Source organism: Longispora albida DSM 44784 (assembly GCF_000379825.1).
Classification (GTDB): domain Bacteria; phylum Actinomycetota; class Actinomycetes; order Mycobacteriales; family Micromonosporaceae; genus Longispora; species Longispora albida.
In genome coordinates this window covers 133,932-145,885 of sequence record NZ_KB903836.1, presented here as the reverse complement: position 1 = coordinate 145,885, position 11,954 = coordinate 133,932, and the positions used below count along the sequence as shown (strand labels likewise).

The window sequence follows — 11,954 nt, the reverse complement described above, 5'->3', positions numbered from 1 at the left end:
GTTGACGTCATGCTCTCAGGACAATTGCCCCCATGTAGCCGATTCTCCCGAAACGCCATAGTGGATCAGGGCTTACGTGCGAGCACGCTCCGCTGGTCGAGCCTCGTCAGGACCCGGTCGGCGAGTACCGGGTCGGCACCGGAGCGGCGCAGGTCGAGGACGGCGGCCCGCGCGGCCGCCAGCATCTCGGCCTCGATGACCCGGAGCGCGACCCGGGTCTCCTTGCGCCGTTCGCGCTCGGCGGCGGCGTCGGCGTCCTCGTCGGTGGCGCTGGAGATGACGCTGCGGTACCAGCCGTCGAGCCGGTCGGCGAGCCAGTCCGGGCACAGCCCCTGGGCCTGGAGCTCGCGGAGCCGGGTGGCGGCGGCCTCTCCGGCCACGATCCGGATCCGGTTCAGGTCGGCGGCCTCGCGGTCGCCGTCGGCGCGCAGGCCCAGCCAGCCCACCACCGCGGGCAGCGTGAGCCCCTGGACGAGCAGGGTCACGATCACCACGGCCATCGCGAGGACGAGGATCTGGTCGCGGCCGGGGAACTCCACCGGCAGGGCCAGCGCGGTCACCACGGTCACCACGCCGCGCATCCCGGCCCAGGACAGCAGGACGCTCCCCCGCCAGTCGCGGGGCACCTCGGCCTGCGGGTTGTGCCGGAGTTCCCAGCGGCGGGCCAGTGCCGACAGCGGGACGAGCCACGCGGCTCTCACCAGGATCACCACCGCGATGACCAGCGCGGACTTCCAGGCCAGCGCCCAGGGATCGTCCCGGGCCGCCCCGAGGATCCCGACGAGCTCCAGGCCGACGACTCCGAAGGTCACGCCGGTGACCATCAGCTCCACCACGTCCCAGAAGGACCGCCCGGCCAGCCTGCCCTCCACGTCGTCGGGGTCGGCGCCCTGCGAGCCCAGGTACAGGGCCGCGACGAGGACGGCGAGCACGCCGGAGCCGCGCAGCTCGTCGGCCGGCACGTAGGCCGCGTACGGGACGAGCAGGCTGAGCGCCGTGCGCAGGCTCGCGGCGGGCAGCCAGTCGAGCAGCAGCCGGGCGAGGAACCCCACGACGAGGCCGACGGCCACGGCGCACACCACGGCCCAGCCGAACAGGCCGATCCCGCCGAGGACCGAGGTGGAGCCGGCCAGGGTGCCGGCCACCGCTGCCTGGTACAAGGTCAGGGCTGTGACGTCGTTGAACAGTCCCTCGCCTTCCAGCAGCGTGACCAGCCTGCGTGGCAGGCCCAGGCGCCCGGCGATGGCGGTGACGGCGGCAGCGTCCGGTGGCGCGACGATCGCGCCGAGCACGACGGCCGCGCCGACGGGCAGGACCGGGCTGACCATCGAGGCTGCGACGGCGACCGCTCCGGCGGTGACGAAGACCAGGCCGACCGCGAGCAGCAGGATCGGCCGGGCGTTCGCGGCGAACTGCCGCCACGACGACCGCTGGGCCGCGGCGTAGAGCAGCGGGGGGAGCAGCAGCGGGAGGATGAGTTCCGGCGGGAAGTCCACGCTGGGGATGCCCGGCACGGCCGCGAGGACGAGCCCGAGGAACGTGCACAGCACGGGGGCCGGCACGCGCAGCCGGTCGGCGACGGGCACCAGGAGCACCCCGCCGACCAGCAGCGCGAACAGCACACTGAGCTGGCTCACAGCACGACGAGTTCCCGGCTGGTCAGGTTGAGGCGCTCCCCGCCGTCCGGCGTGCAGACGCAGATGTCCTCGATCCGCGCGCCGAACCGGCCGGGGATGTATATCCCCGGCTCGATCGAGAAGGCCATGCCGGCTTCCAGCGGCAGCGGCGAGCCGGCCACGATGTACGGCTCCTCGTGTGTGGACAGCCCGATGCCGTGCCCGGTGCGGTGGACGAAGTACTCGCCGTACCCGGCGGCGGCGATGACACCCCGCCCCACCCCGTCCAGCTCCTGCGCCGTGATGCCCGGCCGGACGGTCTCGGTCTGCGCGACCTGCGCCCGGAGCAGGACGGTGTAGAGGTCCACGAAGTCGGAGTGCGGCTCGCCGAGGCTGTAGGTGCGGGTCGAGTCCGAGCAGTACCCATCGGGCATCGTCCCGCCGATGTCCACCACGACCGGCTCCCCCGCCTCGATGACGCGCCCGGAGACCTCGTGGTGCGGGCTGGCCCCGTTGGGGCCGGAGGCGACGATGACGAAGTCCACTGTGGCGTGCCCCTCGGCGAGGATCGCGTCGGCGATGTCGCGGGCGACGTCGTGCTCGGTCCGGCCCGGGCGCAGCCACTCGGCCATCCGCCGGTGTACCCGGTCGATCGCCGCCCCGGCCGCCCGCAGCGAGGCCACCTCTGCCGGGGTCTTGCGCATCCGCAGCTCGCGCAGCACGTCCCCGGCGAGCCCCTGTTCCGTACCGGGCAGCGCCGCCCGGAACCGCAGCACCTTCTCGGCGTGCATGTGGTTGTCGAGCCCCGCGAGGGCCGGTGAGCCGAGCCTGGCCGCGATCTTCGCGTACGGGTCGTCGGTCTCGCCCCAGGTCACCAGTTCCAGCCCGCCCCCGAGCGCAGCCTGGGCGGCCGGCTCCTCCAGGAGCGGCACGACCATGAACGCCTCACCCCGGGCGGGCAGCACCAGGCAGGTCAGCCGTTCGAGCGGCAGGGCCTGGTATCCGGTCAGGTAACGCAGGTCGGGGCCCGGCGAGACGAGCAGGACGTCGAAACCGGCGTCGGCGGCGGCCTGTCGGGCCCGGTCCAGCAGCTCCATGACTGTCCAATCTAGCTGCCGGCGACTGCTAGATATGCCACATATGCCAGATGACCAGCCCGAGGTCCACAGCTGCGACCTCTTTCACCGGGTACCCCAGGAGAACAGCGGCTCGATCATCGCCGCCCGGAACGGCCCGTGGAAGAGCAGCGGCAGCGGGACGAGTACCCAGGCCGCCGCCCACAGCCGGCCGATGGCCCGTGGCCAGCGCCGCACGCCCAGCCGTCCCTCGGCGACCGTGACCCCGCCGTGCAGCAGGAAGTACGCCATCGGCCCGCCGTACCCGGCGTTCACCGGCACGCTGATCGCCAGCTCGTGCAGCACTCCCGAGATCGCGAACGCCGCCAGGAACGCCCAGTTCCCGAGCTTCCGCCGCAGTACCGGCATGAACAGCAGCTGCGTCATCTCGACGTAGGCCATGTTCCACCGCCGGCTCCAGAAGTCCCGGAGCGAGACGCTCAGCACCGGCTCCGGGAACAGCCGCCGCACGCCCATCCCCCGCGCCCGCAGCACCCCGGCCAGCACGTCGGCGAATCCGAAGTGCACGGTCAGCAGGATCGCCCCGATCCCGATCCAGCTCCGGGCGGGCTCGGCGACGTCTGAGTATCCGACGGCAGCCCAGGTCAGCAGGCCGGCCGCCATGACGGCCGCGCCACGCCAGCCGATCCCAGCGCCCGTCGTCTTCCTCTCGCCTGGGCCGAACGGTTTCGGGTCGAAGCCCGGCCAGCCGAGGACGTAGAGGACGAGCCGCGCGCCGGCCGGGCGGTGGCCCCGGTACCGGAGCAGGGTGAGGATCTTGAGCGGGAAGTACACCGCTACGATCACGAGAACCAGGACCTGCCACGGCTGCACAGCCGACCTCCCCATTGAACACGTTCAAGGGTGAACCTAACACCCTAGTTGAACATGTTCAATTGGCCTTCCGGCTTGCGCTCACCGCCGCCGCGGCGCGTCAGCCCAGGCGTGCGTCACGCCCCGCCACTGCCGGGCGCTCGTCGGAGTACCGCGGGACCGGCCGTCCCGCCGCGACCTCCGGGAGCAGGGTGGCGAGGCCGGGCGGCTGGAGGTCGACCGTACCGAGGTCGCCCAGCGGGACCCAGACGACCGCGCGGGTGCTGCCGGCGTCGTGGCCGAGCCGGGCCGCCGCCGGATCGCCCAGCACGGTGGCGGCGAAGACGACGTCGACGCGGTGCCGGTACCCGCCGCCCTCCCGGAGCGGATACGTCGTCTCGCGCACCCACAACAGCTCACCTGGAGCCACGGCGAGGCCGGTCTCCTCCAGTACCTCCCTGGCCACCGTGTCACGGAGCCCCTCGCCGGGGTCCTGCCCGCCACCCGGGAGGTGGTACCGCCCGGCCCCCGCCCGGCCACCGACCGTGAACAGCACCGCCCCGTCATGGATGATCACCGCGCGGGCCGTATACCGCGTGACGTAGAGAGACATCCACCCATACTGCCAGTGATTCGCGGCGCATCATCGGCCGCCCTCTATGTGCCTTCCAGGTTCCGCTGCCCGGGTTGAGATCGTTCACATTTCTGTCCACTATGCACTGTCCACAGTGGCCACCAGAATGATGACGTCATCCGCCACCCAATCTGGGGGTATGAGAGTAATGCGCAAGTTTGTGAAGGGCTTCGCCGTGGCCGCCACCGCGACCGCCGCAGTCCTCGCCCAGGGCGGCACGGCCACCGCCGCGACCACCTGGACGGCCAACCCCGCGTGCAGCACCGTCGTCGGCCCCGGCGGCATCACATACACGAACAACGACGGCGCGACGCTGACGGCGACGAACAAGACCACCACGCCGATCACGTACACCCACGGCCTGGCAGCCCTCGACACCGCCAACACCCTGGTCGCGGTGCAGGAGGTGACCGACACGGTCACGTACAACACCACGCGCCGCGTCTACCGGTCCACCAACGCCGGCTGCAACTGGACCCAGATCGGCTCGCTGAACTCCGGCTGGGTGATCAAGGCGACCGCCGCGAAGGGCGGCCGGGCCTACCTGTGGTCGGACTCCGGCGAGTCGGGCATCTTCCGGCTGACCGGTACCACGATCGTCAAGGTCACCGACCCGACCCCGTCCGGCATCACCGGCCTGAACGTCGACCCGGCCAACGGCCTGCACCTCGTGATCGGCGACTACAACGGCCAGCTGCACGAGTCGGCCGACGGCGGCGTCACCTGGACGGCCAAGGGCACGACGCCCGGGTCCGGCCTGTGGGCCTACGACGTCGCGATCGACCCGGCCAACCTGAACCACGCCATCGTGGGCACCATGAGCAACGGCGCCTTCGTGACCTTCAACGGCGGCCAGACCTGGACGGCGGCCACCGGCCTCGACCTCACCCCGGCCGGCCCGCTCGGCGTCAACGCCTTCAGCGCCGCGGTGTCCCCGGTGGACAGCAACGTCGTCTACGTCCAGGGCCTCGACACCGACCAGTCCGACGCCGGGCACCCGAGCCAGGGCCGTCACGTCTACCGCTCCACCGACGGCGGTCTGACCTTCACGGCGGTCATCGACCAGAACGCCGACGTCACCCTGGTCAACGGCCCCAGCCTCTACCCGAGCCCGGTGAACGCCGCCGAGCTGTACTTCGAGTTCGGCTCCAACTTCCAGGGCTGGGGCACGGACCTGTACAAGTACTCCGCCGCCACCGGCCAGGTCACCAAGCAGCACAACAACGAGCACGAGATCACCGCGATCGCCTTCAACCCGGCCTTCCCCAGCACCCTGTACCTGGGCCTGGCCAAGGAACCCTCGCACGGCTGAGGGCACCACAGCTGAGTCCCGCGTCATCCCTGCCGGGGTGGCGCGGGACCTCCTCGCCTGCCGGCGACCAGGTCACGGTGCGCCGCCCCCGGCCGCCAGCCGGTCGTACTCCGCCTGCACCTTCTTCGGCACGCACATCCGCCACGCCTCGACGATCAGCTCGCGCAGCTCGGGCTCCTCAAGGGCCGCGAGCCGGGCGTGCACCCAGTGGTAGCGCATGTCGGACTCGCCGGGCAGCATGAACTTCTCCGGCTCGGCGGCGACCAGCGCCGCCCGCTCGTCCTTCGGGTACCCGAAGCCCATCACGGTCTCGTCCCGGGACAACGCCAGGTACACGATGCTCTTCACCCGGAACTTGATCCGGTCCCGGATCAGGTGCTCTGACGTGCGGGGCAGGGCGCTCGCGATCGCCCGGATCTGGTCAACGGTCACCGGCATGCGCCCGATCCTGCCACCGGGGTACGACAGAACGACCTGACCGCCGATAACCACCTGCGGCGCGCACCGGACCATGGCAGGATCCCGGCCGATGAAGATTTCGATCGTGCAGCTCAGCGTCCCTGTCATGTCCATGCTCGCGGCCGGTGACCTGGCCGGGGCTCGTGAGTCCTCCGGCCTGCCCCTGACGGAGTACTTCGTCGGCGAGCGCGGCCTGCGCACCTGGCGCCGGCGCGCCGGCCAGGTGACCGCCGAACCTGCCGACGGTCCCTGGGTACAGGGGGCGGTGGTCACGGCCGGGGGCGAGGTCGTCGGGTGGTCCGGCTTCCACGGCAGGCCTGATGACGAGGGCGTCGTGGAGGTGGCCTACGCGGTGGACCCGGACTGCCGCCGGCGCGGCTACGCGAAGGCGATGCTGCGGTACCTGCTGGACCGGGCCGCCGCCGAGCCCGGGGTGACGACGGTGCGGGCCACGATCAGCCCGGACAACGCCGGTTCCCTGGCCACCCTGGCGGGCACGGGCTTCGAGCAGGCCGGCGAGCACATCGACGAGGAGGACGGCCTGGAGCTGATCTTCCTCCGCCCGGCCCGGTGACCTGGTACTGCGGCTGCTGGTCTCCTGGCGGCCTCCGGTCCTTTGTCCACGGGCGCGCCTGGTCACCCGTTCCCGGCATGGGCTTGTGACCGAGCCGATGTCGTCCTGAGCCGCCCCGTACCTGCCATCGGACCTACGATCGTGCCCATCGATGGGATAGCGGGGGTTGAGATGTGGTTCGGGGTGCTGGGGCCGCTGGAGGTCCGCGACGATGCCGGGGTGAGCGTCGGGCTGGCGTCGGTGAAGCAGCGCATCCTGCTCGCGGTGCTGCTGCGGCACGCGAATGAGACAGTCTCGGTCGACCGGCTGTCCGAGGCGCTGTGGTCGCGGCAGCCGCCCAGATCCGCCCGGACGAACCTCCAGGTTTTCGTGCACCGGCTCCGGCGGCTCCTGGGCGTGGAGCGGATCGAGCACCACCCGACCGGCTACCGGCTGCTCGCCGGTCCCGGAGAGCTGGACGCCGCGCAGGCGGAGGCGCTGGCCCGGGCCGGTTCCCTCGACCAGGCTCTGGCGTTGTGGCGGGGCGAGCCCTATGCCGGCTTCGAGGATCTCGCCGAGGTCCGAGACGAGGCTGAACGCCTCGCCGAGCTGCGCCTGGCCCTGGTCGAGGACTGGTCAGCAGGCGAACTCGCCGCTGGCCGGCACGCGGCCCTGGTACCGGAACTGTCCGCGCTGGCCGCCCGGCACCGGCTCCGTGAGGGACTTCAGGCCGTCCTGATGCTGGCCCTCTACCGCTGCGGCCGGGTCGGCGAGGCGCTGCGGGTCTACCAGGACACCCGAGCCGTGCTGGTCACCGAGCTCGGCCTGGAGCCGGGTACCAGGCTGAGGAAGCTTCAGCGGGCCATGCTCGCCGAGGAGCCAGCGCTGGAGCCGGCCGGGCTGACCCCGCCGTCCCCGGCTACCGCCGCCGCGCTTCCCGCCCCGGTATCGCAGCTACCACCGGACGTTCCGCACTTCACCGGCCGGGACGCACAGCTCCAAGCCCTGGACGCGCTGGTACCGGAGTCCGGGCCGATCGTGGTCTCCGGCTCCGGCGGGGTCGGTAAGACCACCCTCGCCGTGCGCTGGGCGCACCGGGCCCGGCCGTCCTTCCCCGGCGGGCAGCTCTACGCCAACCTGCACGGCTACTCCACGGCGCCGCCGGTCCCGCCGATCGAGGTGCTGGCCCGGTTCCTGCGGGCCCTCGGTGTGACGCCCCCGCACGTTCCGGCGGAGCTGGAGGAGGCCTCCGCGCTGTACCGCAGCCTGCTCAGCGAACGGAGGTTCCTCGTGGTCCTCGACAACGCGCGGACCGTCGAGCAGGTCAGGCCCCTCCTCCCGGCCGGCCCGGGTTCCCTGGCCCTGGTCACCAGCCGGGACCGGCTCACCGGCCTGGTGGCCCGCGACGGTGCCCGCCGCCTGGACCTGCGGGTACTGCACCAGTCCGAGTCGCTGGCCCTGCTGTCCCAGCTGGCCGGCGTGGAGCGGGTGGCCGCAGAGCCGGACGCGGCGGCCGAGCTGGCCGAGTACTGCGCCGGCCTGCCACTGGCCCTGCGCGTCACGGCGGCCCAGCTCACGGACCACACCGGGCGCCGGATCACCGATCACCTCGCCGAGCTGCGCGAACTCCGGATCGCGGGGCTGGCGATCCCCGGAGACCCCGAGTCCTCTGTGCGCGGGGCCATCGACCTGTCCTACCGGGAACTGGCCCCCGGTGCCCGGCGGGCGTTCCGGTTCCTGGGCCTGGTACCCGGGCCGGACTTCACCGGGCCGGCCGTCGCGGCACTGACCGGCGCCACCGAGGCTGAGGCCCGGCAGACGCTCGGCCAGCTGGCCGCCGCCTGCCTGCTCGACGAGCACCAGCCCGGCCGTTACACGTTCCACGACCTGCTCCGGGCCTACGCGCACGACCGCGAGCACGACCACGAGGACGCGGCGGCCCGGAACCGGCTGGCCGAGTGGTACCTGCACAGCACCCACGCCGCCGTGCTGCACGCCTTCCCGGGCGCGATCCACCTCGGCCCCGGCCAGATCACCACGGGGATCGTCCCAGCCTCGTTCACGAGTGCGGACGACGCCATGGCCTGGCTCGACGCCGAGTACGCCAACCTCAGGGCGCTGCTGGCGGCCACAGCTGGTGACCGGATCGTGTGCCAGCTGGCGGCGCAGCTGCGCGGGTACACCTGGCTACGGGGTCACACCACCGACGCGTTCACGATCGCCAGGGCGGGGCGGGAGGCCGCCCGGCGAAGCGGTGACGTCCGGGCCGAAGCCATCCTCGAGTCGAGCCTCAGCGCGACGTGCAAGTGGCTCCTTGACCTGCCGAACAGCGCGATGCATCTGGAGCGGGCCATCGCGCTGGCCGGCCGGGCCGGCTGGTCAGAGGCCCTGCCCGACTTCCACAACGACCTGGCCGGCATCCGGATGCAGCAGGGCGATCTCGACGGCGCGACCGGGCACTGCCGGCTCGCGCTCGCCCTGTGGCGGGAACAGGGCGCCCGGGACAAGCTGTCCAAGGCGCTGATCGGGCTGGCGATGCTCCAGGTCGCCCGTGGCCAGCTGGCCGAGGCCGAAGAGCTCTACACCGAAGCCATCCCGCTGACCCGGGAGTCCGGCGCACGGGAACGGGAGGCCAGCGCCACCGGCGGCCTGACGTACGCGGTGATGTTCCAGGGCAGGATCGACGCCGCGATGGCCCTCGCGCAGCAGACGCACGAACTCCACCGCACACTGGGTAACCAGCGCGGTGAGGCCCACGCACTGCACGCCATCGCCGAAGCGCACCTGCACGCCGGGCGATTCGGCGAGGCCATCGCTGGAGCCGAGGCCATGCTGGACCTCGCGGAACGGATCAGCCATCCCATGTCCACCCTCGACGCCCTGAACCTGCTGGCCAGCGCCCGGCGCCGGGCCGGAGACCCGGCTCTCGCGGCAGACCTGCACCGCCGGGCGCTGGCCATCGGGGTCGAACACGACTACACCTCTGGCCGGATCGAAGCCCTGATCGGCCTGGCCCGGGCAGAGGCCGCCGCAGCCTTGCCCGGCGCCCTCAGCCACGCTGAACAGGCGGTGAGCCTGGTCCGGACCAGCGGCATCCGCCTCCGCGAAGGCTCGGCTCTTCTCGCGCTGGGCGAGGCGCAGCTAGCGCAGGGCGAGACCGAGGCCGCCCGGCGAGCCGCCCGTGCGGCGGCCGAGGCGTTCCAGGCGACCGGGCAGCGGCTGCACGAGGCGGAAGCCCGGGAGCTCCTGGATCGGATCCCGGACCGCCGCCCCCGTGGCTAGCAGCTAGCAGATGGTCAGCCACGGGCTGTAGGTGCCGCCGTCCCGTGCTACCCGCACACTCACGGCAGCCAGGTCGTGCTTGTTGAAGGACGCGGTGATGGACGGGCCGTCCACGCTGGTGCGGTAGTACTGGTCGTGGTCCTGGCCGTCGTTCCACCACATGTGGAGAACAGCCGCCCTGCCGTCCCTGAGAGTGTCCTTGAGCGTGAACGAACCGTCGCAGGCCGCGTTGGTGACACCGGACGCATAGGCACCCGTGGCCGAGCGGGTCCAGTTCGCCGCGCTGGCCGGGCCCGCGAAGCCGGCGAACACTGCTGCGGCCACACCGGCCGCCACCGCGTACTTGCCTGCTGTTCTGATGAGTTTCATGATCACTCCCGTTCAGTCCAGGGTCCCCGTGACCGCTGGGCTGCCTCCAATCTGGCCGTCCTCACTAGACCCGCGGTTGCGGTTCGCTTACACCGCCGGCGGGGGTCCGTTAGAGGTCCTAGCTCCATGGCGGTGGTGCTATGGCGAGGTCCAGGAGGCGGCCGGCAAGCAGAATTCCAGGGCGGATACCGGTGTTGTATCCGGCCTGGAATTCTGCGCAGTCCGGTCGTCTTCTGGGGCCGCCAGAGCGCCGCCAGTCATGGAGTTAGGACCTCTCAGCCCCGCTTCGTCATCCGATACATTTGCCGATCCATTCGTGCGACTCGATGTTGTTCTCCGCGGACCGCCAGTCCACAACCAGATTCGTGTACCCGGTGCCGGGGTGCAGGCACCCGAGGTAACCCGCGGACGGGGCGCTCAGCGGCTCGTCGAAGAAGACGACCGTGTCACAACCGGCGCACGGCGTGCCGTTGTTGAACAGGGAGGTCGCGTGGTTGGCCGCCACGACCCCGTTGTTCCAGTCGTTGTTCCAGTTGGTGTCGTCGCCGTACCACTTCCACCTCGCACCACCCCAGTCCCTGTGCTGGTAGGCGCAGAGCAGGCCAGGGCCACAGTCGGCCGGCGGCCTCGTCACGTAGCCCGCCTGAGCCGGAGCGGCCCCGATGGTCCCGCCCAGCGCGGCGGCCAGAGCCAGAGCCGCGATCGTCTTCTTCCTCATCACGAGATTCCTTTCGTACGTGGCGGGCGGGCTGGACGGCCGGGTGGCCGCCCGCTGCCGCCTGCCTGGTCACACGCGCGGGGCGAAGCCCCTGGTCAATAGGTCCGCCCGGCGCAGCGCGGCCAGCTGGAGCCGGAGATGGGTGTCGACGGCCTGCTGGTGCGGGCGCACAGCGGCGGCACGGCGCTCGCGGTACACCATCCGGGAAACCGCTCCGAAGCCCGTCTCCTGGGCGCATGTCGCCTCGGCGACAGCGGCGGCGAGTTCTTCCGGCTGTGGCTGGGTTGCCTGCTTGCCGCCGCGCCCGAGTTGCGCACGCAACTCCGCCGGCGTGCTGGCCGGGTGGCCCGCCCTGCTCATGCACCCGGCCCAGTCCCGCTGGGCGGCGACGTAGCGGGGGTCGGTGGTGATGCCACGGGCGTAGGTACCCAGCAGGCTCTCGGCTGTCGAGCGGGCGTGGAACCACACCCGGACATCGCCGTAGAGCCTGTCCTGCGCGCGGGACTGGCAGCTGTCCGGGTTCTGCGACAGGACCCCGCCGGACGGCAGCGTCACCGACATGCCGGTCGGCGCGGGGCCGTACAGCCGGGCCATGTAGGACCGCTGCTGGTCCTCGGGCAGCCCCAGCAGGTACCGGTTGTTCGGGTTGTCCCGGCGGGCGGCGCTGGCCCGGGCGGGAAGCGACAGGCCGAGCCCGTGCACGCGGGCCCACTCGACGCTGTCGATCACATGGGGTGCTTCCCAGCCGCGCAGGGCCGGGTCTGGCCGCTGCGGTTCGTACCGCAGGCCGTGCTCCGCCATGCAACGGGACATGAGCACGTCCTCGGCCAGGAACAGCAGGTCCCGCTCGCCGGCGGTGATCTCCCGCAGCACCACCGGTTCCGCTGCCACCGGCTCCGCGCCGATCATCAGCACAGCGGCCGCGCTGAGCAGCCACCCCGGCCAGCGGGCCGCCACCGGCCGGCCTGCCGATCCGTCCCCCATCACGCCTCCCCGTGTCCCGACCCGACGCAGGACAGCAGTCTCGGCGGTCCCGCTACACCAGCACTTGCACCTGGCTTACGGGCTGGCGCGGTGACCCGG

At 72.0% G+C, this 11,954-nt stretch carries 11 protein-coding genes; 3 read left to right on the top strand and 8 right to left on the bottom strand.

Translation table 11 applies throughout. The features are described 5' to 3' along the window. Window positions 1-65 precede the first annotated feature (65 nt). The 4 genes from A3G1_RS0126470 to A3G1_RS39095 form a co-directional block, all read right to left on the bottom strand. Window positions 66-1,637: a cation:proton antiporter gene (locus A3G1_RS0126470; RefSeq protein WP_018352519.1), complete on the bottom strand. Its 1,572-nt coding sequence runs from the start codon at window positions 1,635-1,637 to the stop codon at window positions 66-68. Further along, complete coding sequence (locus A3G1_RS0126465) at window positions 1,634-2,713, bottom strand: M24 family metallopeptidase (RefSeq protein WP_018352518.1); 1,080 nt, start codon at window positions 2,711-2,713, stop codon at window positions 1,634-1,636. The genes A3G1_RS0126470 and A3G1_RS0126465 overlap by 4 nt, the downstream gene beginning before the upstream one ends. A gap of 84 nt (window positions 2,714-2,797) precedes the next feature. Beyond that, window positions 2,798-3,565, bottom strand: coding sequence for an MBOAT family protein (locus tag A3G1_RS39100; protein ID WP_018352517.1), 768 nt, complete (start codon window positions 3,563-3,565; stop codon window positions 2,798-2,800). Between the two features lie 100 nt (window positions 3,566-3,665). Beyond that, window positions 3,666-4,157, bottom strand: coding sequence for an NUDIX domain-containing protein (locus tag A3G1_RS39095; RefSeq protein WP_018352516.1), 492 nt, complete (start codon window positions 4,155-4,157; stop codon window positions 3,666-3,668). Between the two features lie 169 nt (window positions 4,158-4,326). On the opposite strand from A3G1_RS39095, the gene A3G1_RS0126450 reads away from it, so the two are divergent. Further along, complete coding sequence (locus tag A3G1_RS0126450) at window positions 4,327-5,490, top strand: WD40/YVTN/BNR-like repeat-containing protein (protein ID WP_018352515.1); 1,164 nt, start codon at window positions 4,327-4,329, stop codon at window positions 5,488-5,490. A 72-nt stretch (window positions 5,491-5,562) separates the two neighbouring features. On the opposite strand, the gene A3G1_RS0126445 is transcribed toward A3G1_RS0126450, so the two are convergent. Beyond that, window positions 5,563-5,928 carry an MmcQ/YjbR family DNA-binding protein gene (locus tag A3G1_RS0126445; protein ID WP_040479827.1) on the bottom strand — a complete coding sequence of 122 codons (366 nt, stop codon included), beginning with the start codon at window positions 5,926-5,928 and terminating at the stop codon, window positions 5,563-5,565. 91 nt (window positions 5,929-6,019) lie between these two features. On the opposite strand from A3G1_RS0126445, the gene A3G1_RS0126440 reads away from it, so the two are divergent. Next, window positions 6,020-6,523, top strand: coding sequence for a GNAT family N-acetyltransferase (locus A3G1_RS0126440; protein WP_018352513.1), 504 nt, complete (start codon window positions 6,020-6,022; stop codon window positions 6,521-6,523). Between the two features lie 171 nt (window positions 6,524-6,694). Then, complete coding sequence (locus A3G1_RS36980; RefSeq protein WP_018352512.1) at window positions 6,695-9,784, top strand: AfsR/SARP family transcriptional regulator; 3,090 nt, start codon at window positions 6,695-6,697, stop codon at window positions 9,782-9,784. Window positions 9,785-9,787: 3 nt separating this feature from the next. On the opposite strand, the gene A3G1_RS0126430 is transcribed toward A3G1_RS36980, so the two are convergent. From A3G1_RS0126430 to A3G1_RS0126420, 3 genes are all read right to left on the bottom strand, one after another. Then, window positions 9,788-10,153: a hypothetical protein gene (locus A3G1_RS0126430; RefSeq protein ID WP_157641419.1), complete on the bottom strand. Its 366-nt coding sequence runs from the start codon at window positions 10,151-10,153 to the stop codon at window positions 9,788-9,790. Window positions 10,154-10,442: 289 nt separating this feature from the next. Continuing rightward, the gene (locus tag A3G1_RS0126425; RefSeq protein ID WP_018352510.1) at window positions 10,443-10,871 is read right to left on the bottom strand and encodes a peptidase inhibitor family I36 protein; all 429 of its coding nucleotides are present in this window, start codon (window positions 10,869-10,871) and stop codon (window positions 10,443-10,445) included. A 69-nt stretch (window positions 10,872-10,940) separates the two neighbouring features. Beyond that, complete coding sequence (locus A3G1_RS0126420; RefSeq protein ID WP_018352509.1) at window positions 10,941-11,855, bottom strand: hypothetical protein; 915 nt, start codon at window positions 11,853-11,855, stop codon at window positions 10,941-10,943. Between the last annotated feature and the right edge of the window lie 99 nt (window positions 11,856-11,954).

Excerpts from the sequence above, each read along its gene's own strand:
- A3G1_RS0126420 (WP_018352509.1), bottom strand. The coding sequence starts at position 11,855 with ATGGGGGACGGATCGGCAGGCCGGCCGGTGGCGGCCCGCTGGCCGGGG.
- A3G1_RS39095 (WP_018352516.1), bottom strand. The coding sequence starts at position 4,157 with ATGTCTCTCTACGTCACGCGGTATACGGCCCGCGCGGTGATCATCCAT.
- A3G1_RS0126440 (WP_018352513.1), top strand. The coding sequence starts at position 6,020 with ATGAAGATTTCGATCGTGCAGCTCAGCGTCCCTGTCATGTCCATGCTC.
- A3G1_RS0126430 (WP_157641419.1), bottom strand. The coding sequence starts at position 10,153 with ATGAAACTCATCAGAACAGCAGGCAAGTACGCGGTGGCGGCCGGTGTG.
- A3G1_RS0126450 (WP_018352515.1), top strand. The coding sequence starts at position 4,327 with ATGCGCAAGTTTGTGAAGGGCTTCGCCGTGGCCGCCACCGCGACCGCC.
- A3G1_RS0126425 (WP_018352510.1), bottom strand. The coding sequence starts at position 10,871 with ATGAGGAAGAAGACGATCGCGGCTCTGGCTCTGGCCGCCGCGCTGGGC.
- A3G1_RS0126465 (WP_018352518.1), bottom strand. The coding sequence starts at position 2,713 with ATGGAGCTGCTGGACCGGGCCCGACAGGCCGCCGCCGACGCCGGTTTC.
- A3G1_RS0126445 (WP_040479827.1), bottom strand. The coding sequence starts at position 5,928 with ATGCCGGTGACCGTTGACCAGATCCGGGCGATCGCGAGCGCCCTGCCC.
- A3G1_RS36980 (WP_018352512.1), top strand. The coding sequence starts at position 6,695 with ATGTGGTTCGGGGTGCTGGGGCCGCTGGAGGTCCGCGACGATGCCGGG.